Source organism: Oricola indica, assembly GCF_019966595.1.
Classification (GTDB): domain Bacteria; phylum Pseudomonadota; class Alphaproteobacteria; order Rhizobiales; family Rhizobiaceae; genus Oricola; species Oricola indica.
Map to the genome: position 1 here is coordinate 1 of NZ_JAINFJ010000034.1, position 6,051 is coordinate 6,051.

Annotated in this window: 3 protein-coding genes; all 3 read left to right on the forward strand. The window is 61.8% G+C overall.

Translation table 11 applies throughout. From position 1 onward, the window contains the following. A partial coding sequence (locus LC343_RS24810) for a hypothetical protein (protein WP_223479832.1) occupies window positions 1-3,606 on the forward strand: 3,606 nt, incomplete at its 5' end. A 349-nt stretch (window positions 3,607-3,955) separates the two neighbouring features. Further along, window positions 3,956-4,651: a hypothetical protein gene (locus LC343_RS24815; RefSeq protein WP_223479833.1), complete on the forward strand. Its 696-nt coding sequence runs from the start codon at window positions 3,956-3,958 to the stop codon at window positions 4,649-4,651. Continuing rightward, window positions 4,648-5,940 (forward strand): hypothetical protein, encoded by a 1,293-nt coding sequence (locus LC343_RS24820; RefSeq protein WP_223479834.1) that lies wholly within the window; start codon window positions 4,648-4,650, stop codon window positions 5,938-5,940. The genes LC343_RS24815 and LC343_RS24820 overlap by 4 nt, the downstream gene beginning before the upstream one ends. The last annotated feature ends 111 nt before the right edge of the window (window positions 5,941-6,051 follow it).

A 6,051-nucleotide genomic window follows, 5' to 3' on the forward strand; every position in this document is an offset into this window, starting at 1 on the left:
ATGTCCGACCAAAATTCAAACACACCACCCCGCGACCTCTTTAAGGAAGCCCTCAAGAAGATCGATGAGGAGCGCGGGATAAGCCCGGAAGTCAACGATCCCGACCTCTACAAGCGTGCCAGAGCGAAGGTCTTCCGGGACCTTGGGAAAGAACCCCCCGAGGACAAACCAACAAGCGACGGCTTCAACCCTCTCCAAGGCGTAGCGAACGCCCTGGAGCCTGCCTCCGAGCTTTGGCGGTCGGTAGGAGGCGGCATCGCCAAGGCAGGCTTCGAGACCAAGGACTTCCTCATGGGAGAGCCAGAAGAGGGCGATAAGTCCCAACTCCGCCGCGACATCGAGCGTCGGGACTCGGAGCTCCGAGCTGACGCCCCCCAAAACGCCCTCGCTTCCAGCATCTCGCAGTTCGCCACGGGGATGATCGGAGCGGGGAAGATCATGGCCCCCATCAAGGGCGTCCAGAAGCTCAAGGCCGCAGGTAAGGCCGGGAGGTTTGCCTACGAGACCGCTCGTGGTGCCATCGCCGGGGCCGTGGTCATTGACCCACACGAGGAACGCCTCTCCAACCTCATCGAGAGCTTCCCTTCGCTCCAGAACCCAGTGACCGAATACCTCGCAGCCGCTCCCGAGGACAGCGCCGCTGAGGGCCGCTTTAAGAACGCACTCGAAGGCATCGGCCTGGACTTCGCCCTTGCCGGGGTCTTTGCGGCATCCACCAAGGCCCTGAAGCTACTCCGCCACGGCCAACCCGAAGAAGCGGCCAAGGTGTTGGACCAAGTGGAGACCGTCCAGAAGGCGGAGGCCCCAAGCCCGATGGCGGATGGCCCCACCCCCTCCACCGTTGACGACCCAAAGCCCGCTATCCCCGAGCAATCGGCCCGCAACGCCTCGCAGACAGCCGCCAAGGCCGAACCGGCAGCAATCCCTACGCCACCCGAGACGCCGCTCACCGGCCAATCTGGAGTCAAGCAGGGCATATCGCCCGAAGCGGCTCCCTCAGACGCTCAGTTCCGGGAAATCATCGAAAGCACCCGCCGCGATCTTGAAGCCCTCGATACGTTCGGAAGCCGTGAGGAAGCCATAGCGAACGGCCACAAGTTCGCGTCCTACAATCTCCCTTGGCAGAAGCTCAACGCCACGGATGAGGTCCAGACCCTCGTAGCAAATACCGCCAAGACCCTCGAAGCGGACATGGCAGCCAAGAAGGGCGGAGAGGTCCTCAAGGACGCTGAGGTAAGCCGCATGGTCTCCCGTGCCGCCGACCTTTGGGGAGAAGACCCTGCGCTCCTCATGGGCGAACTCTCTCAGGCTGGAGACCAAGCCACTTCGATGGTGGCGAATATGGAGGCATCCTACATCATCGCCCGCCGCCTTTTCGATGACGCTTTTGCAGCCGCCGATAAAGTCCAAGCCGGGATGTTGGATGAGTTCGGAGGGTCCCCGGAAGTCGCACGCGAGGAAGTCCGCAAGCGGCTCATGGCCGCCGCCGACATGCTCTCAGCCGGGAGTTCCATGAGGGCCGCAGCCGGTCGGGCGTTGAGACGCAACCGCTCCGAGTTTGCCATCAAGCCCGAGGACGTGGCGGCGCTCTCCGAGGTCCCAGCAGACAAACTCATTGACGCCATCGTGGGGACCCGAGGGGAAATCGACAAGCTCAAGCAGGTGGCAACACCGTCCTTCTGGAGGCGGATGACGGATGAGGCAACATTCCTCCTCACCAATAACCTCTTGTGGAACTACCCCACGCACATCGTGAACACGACCGGCAACCTCATGATGCTGGCCTTCCGACCGACCGAGAAGGTGATCGGGAGCTTTGTGTTGGGGTCCAAGGGTGGGGCCATCCGCTCTCAGGGCCTCAGGGAATACCGGTATACGGTTGCGGCCATCGGGGACGCTTGGGAGGGCTTGGTGTCGGCTTTCATGAAAGGGGACTCGATCCTCTCACCGCACACCGACGAGCACTTCATGCACGGCTCCAGGGTTAACGCTCCGCCCATCACGTGGAAGGAGGTGAAGGACAACTTTGACCACTTCTACAACGGTCTCCTTGCCGCCAACTTCAAGCAAGTCTCCGAGGCCAGCAAAAAGGCAGCGGTCGGAGCCTACAGGACAGGTGTGGGCCTCCCCACGAGGGCACTCGGGGCCACAGATGAGTTCATCAAGGTCTTACGATACCGGGCAGTCGTCCAAGCCAAGGCCGCAGGGGAAGCCGCAGACGCGGGGCTAACGGGGTCCGAGTTCACGGCACACGTAAAGCGCCGCATGGGTGAGGCCCTCACGGTGGACGGGAAGGCGCTGGACGCCGAGGCCCTTCAAGAGGCCAAGATCACGACACACCAACAGGAACTCCTCGCGGGGACCGTAGGACACGCGGTCCAGACGTTCCGCCACCAAGTTCCCGCCGTGGCCCTCGTGCTCCCATACATCAAGACCCCGGTGAACGTGCTGAGGTACTCGTGGAAGATGACGCCGGTCCTCAACCTCGCGCAGACGGAATACCGGCAGATGCTCAAGGGGGCCATGGGTCCCGAGGCTCAGGCTCAGGCGGTCGGACAGATGGCGCTAGGAGCAACCTTCATGACCATGGCCGCCACGTTGGCCGCAGAAGGGAGACTTACAGGCGGAGGGCCTAAGGACCCCGCCTTGCGAACCCAATTGCTTGCCACGGGATGGAAGCCCTACAGCATTATCACCACCAAGGAGGACGGCTCCAAGTCCTACTTCCCTCTAGGCCGCTTCGATCCGGTCGGCCTTCCGTTCGGTCTCATGGCTGACCTCGTGGATATGCGTTACCTCCACCCCGCCGCCAGGGAGACCAACAAGGCGGAACTCGCCATTGCGTCCGCGCTCTTCAAGTCCTTCTCGGACAGGTCCTTCTTGCAGAACACCGACCGCGCCATTCGGGCCTTCACCGACCCCGAGCGCAATCTGGAGCGGTTCATGGGGTCGCTGGCCGGGGCGATGGTGCCGGGGTCTTCAGGGCTCAAGGCCTACGCCAACTCCGACCACTACCTTCGGGAAGCCCGTGGCGTTGTCGATATCGCGATGAGGGACTTGCCGGGATACTCGGAGACGCTGCCTCCAAGGCGTGACAGCTTCGGGGAGCCCATCTGGAGACAGCGGGGTCTCACATCCATACAGGGATTGGACGTGGTGGAGGCGGAGCACGTCCGTATCATCACCGAGACAGGCGAAGGCACCCGACCCCCAGCCCCGAGCCGCAACGGGGTGGACCTCCGGGACGTGACCCTCTCCGGTGGCCGAAACGCCTTTGACCTTTTCCAAGAGCGAACGGCTCAAGGAGGCGGAGGCAAGAAGACGCTTAAGGCCGCCTTGGAGAAGCTCATCACGTCCAAGGGCTACGCCAAACTCGTGGACGGCCCCGCCACTGTGGACGGCACCAAGTTGGCTGCCATGGGCGATATCGTGCGCCGCTATCGGGAGATTGCCTACAAGTCGATGCTTCGGGACTACCCCGAGCTTCGCAAGGAGGTCATGCGCCGACAGACGGACGTGAGGGACGCCATCAAGGCCAAGAGAGCCAGCGAGGAGGGTCCGACTGCAAAGGACCTACAGCAGAAGCTCAAGGATATGGGGTATTGATCATGGCGAAGTGGAGAAAGGACAGACGTGCTGAGAACGTCGATAAGGCGTCCACGAGAAACTTTGGGGCAGCCCCTGAAATGGACCTACGGTTGGTGTCAACGGATGGGGAAAGGGCGAAGTTCCTCCGCGCCCTACTCGAAGAGAAAGGCCCGCTGACGATCCGGCAATTGGCTGACGCATGGGTGGACCTCCAAGAGGTGAAAGACCGCGTGGAGGCAAATAGGGTCTGTAAGTCTGTGGGACTTTGGGTCCGAAAGCGGGAGAAGGCCGGGGAACTAGAGCAAAAGGGCGATAGCGGCGATGAACACGGGTCCATCCTTTATGGCTTCCGCGAAGGGTGGATTCCATGAAGTCCCCCGAGGATAGAGCAGCAAGCCGTGATAGCATCAAGCGCCGCGCCGAGGCTCCGGGAGACGGGAATACCAGATGCGCGGTCTCGGGATGCACCAACCTCACACAGCGGGGGGCCGGTAACGGCCTCTCGCAGACCTACTGCAAGCGCCACAAGGAGATGCTCCGCCGCCACGGATCGACCTGGAGACGGTCCTACAGCCGCCACGAGGTTGATCCTTACCGGGCCGCCTCCAAGAACTGGACGGACGCGAACAAGGACAGCCACGCGGTTAAGGTAACGCTCCAGTGCCTCGATACGCTCCTCAACACAGCCGGGGAGATAGTCACCGCCCACGAGGTCAGATGGTTGCCCCCCAAGAGGAAGGCTCAGGTGGCCCTTGCACGTTTCCGGGAGACGGGCAGGACGGGAGAGGACCTTCTCCACATCGCCCTCGCACTTGAGGCCGCCTACCGGGAGCTAGGACCGAGGGCAAATCGGGAGTTCCTTCATGTCCAAATCGCCAAGGTCATCCACAGGGCCGCATCGGGTACACACCCGGTCACGTCTGGAGGCGTGAATCTCAAACCGAGTTGGCCGCGACCTGAAGGCCGCATGATGAGGATACTGGGGCAACAGGTCCGAGAGGAGGCCCGCGTGTTCGACATGGATGGGGCCGTGGAGGCAGTCATGAAGGTGGTTACCGGATGAGTATCCATGAGCACTCACTCGCGACATCGGATGGGGGAACCGGGGCCTCCGAGGATAAAATTTGGGACTTGCCCCATGACCCCTACCTCAAGCCACTGAGCCCCGCGCTTTGCTCCCTCGCGGAGACCATCTTCGAGGAGGTGGAGGCGTCGAGCCCCCACCCCAAGCGTAGGCGGAGGGACGCCACCGAGAGGAAGCGCATAGTCGTCGGGAACATCTTGGCAAACCTAGCGACACTCCACGAGACAGGGAACCTCCGAGGGTCCATCATCCTCGACATGCGGAACACCCAACAAACCCGCTATGACCGCCGAGAGGTGGCCACTCCAGTTCTTCGGGAGATGGTCTCCGCGTTGGGCCGTCTTGGATGGCTGGAAAGGAAGGCCGGGGAATATCACAGGGTCCGCACCTCCATCCGCCCGAGTATCAAACTTTGGACCACCATGGGCGGACTCGGAGACGGTCCCCATGTCGGTCGGGCTCCCAGTGCCGAGACGATCATCCTCAAGGCCGTTGTCAGCAAGCAGCGCATAAAGGCACTCGTGGACTATACCGACACCAAGGAGACAAGGCGGCTCCGCTCCGAGGTGGAAGAAATCAATGCGTGCCTTGCGGGGGCTGACATTCGGTTTGACGGTCGGCCCGTTGCTTCGAGCTTCCTAACCCGGCACTTCCTCATTGAGGACCGAGACGCTCCAAGACGTTTCGACAAGGTAGGCCGCCTGTACGGTGGGTGGTGGCAGAACTTGCCGCGCGGACAACGCCACCTGATAACGCTCGAAGGCGAAGAGCTTGCCGACCTGGACTTCAAGGCGGCCTTTGCACGACTGGCTTACTGGCAGGCCGGTTCGCCGCTTCCCGAGGACGATCCTTACAGTGGTGTGGTCGGCTTGCGCCGCGATCAGGTCAAGATCGCCGTTTTGGCGATGCTATGTCGGAAGGGTCCAATGAAACGGTTGCCCGAAGACCTCGCCAAAACGGGCCTAGATCGCTCGTGGAGCGCCTCCAAGATGGATGCGGCCATTCGGTCGCGCCATGCTCCAATCGCCTCTCAGTTCGGCTGTATGGCCGGGCTGGACCTCATGGCGCTGGAGGGCAATATCCTTGTGGCCACCCTCCTTGATCTTGCACGGCAAGGCGTCCCCGCATTGGGAATACACGATGGCCTCATGGTCGCTAAATCCCGGAGACAGCAAGCGCGGGCGGCCATGGAGGATGCATCACGCAAACTGCTTGGTGTCGCCCTTCCGGTTGCCGAGAAGCCGCTCAAGCCTTCGCTTTCTGGATAACTCTCCCCTATGGACCTCTGGGTGTGCCCTAGGTGTAAGGGCTGATTGTTTATCAGACCCATCCTCATCGATAAGGAAGAGCATGGAGACGGGAGCTTAAAGCATGTGCTT

Bases quoted from the DNA above. Each gene is read 5' to 3' on its own strand.
- LC343_RS24815 (WP_223479833.1), top strand. From the start codon at position 3,956: ATGAAGTCCCCCGAGGATAGAGCAGCAAGCCGTGATAGCATCAAGCGC.
- LC343_RS24820 (WP_223479834.1), top strand. From the start codon at position 4,648: ATGAGTATCCATGAGCACTCACTCGCGACATCGGATGGGGGAACCGGG.